The organism is Tolypothrix sp. VBCCA 56010 (genome assembly GCF_050875635.1).
Classification (GTDB): domain Bacteria; phylum Cyanobacteriota; class Cyanobacteriia; order Cyanobacteriales; family Nostocaceae; genus Hassallia.
Genome location: NZ_JBPAOH010000436.1, coordinates 1 through 459, shown reverse-complemented (window position 1 = coordinate 459; position 459 = coordinate 1). Strand labels below are relative to the sequence as shown.

Annotated in this window: 1 protein-coding gene; it reads right to left on the bottom strand. The window is 43.1% G+C overall.

The genetic code is table 11. The annotated features are described in order from the left end of the window. A partial coding sequence (locus AABK37_RS41885; RefSeq protein WP_432557258.1) for a tetratricopeptide repeat protein occupies positions 1 to 459 on the bottom strand: 459 nt, incomplete at both ends.

Sequence of the window (459 nt, the reverse complement as noted above, 5' to 3'; positions counted from 1 at the left end):
CAGCGAGATTATGTTGCGTCATTGCCCAATCAATAGGCAAAGCTTCTCTGGTTCTGACAGTTAAAGCAGCAGTATAAGATGCGATGGCATTTTCGATATTCTCTGCCTTGTCTCCTTTGATTCTACTTAGGTAAGCATTTGCGAGATTATATTGCGTTATTGCCCAATCAATAGGCAAAGCTTCCCTGGTGAAGACAGTTAAAGCAGCAGTAAAAGCAGGGATCGCCTTTTCAATATTCTCTGCCTTGTCTCCTTTGATTCTCTCCCTGTAGGCATTTGCGAGATTATTTTGCGTCCTTGCCCAATCAATAGGCAAAGCTTCCCTGGTGAAGACAGTTAAAGCAGCAGTATAAGATGCGATGGCATTTTCGATATTCTCTGCCTTGTCTCCTTTGATTCTATCGCTGTAGGCAAGTGCGAGATTATTTTGCGTCCTTGCCCAATCAATAGGCAAAGCTT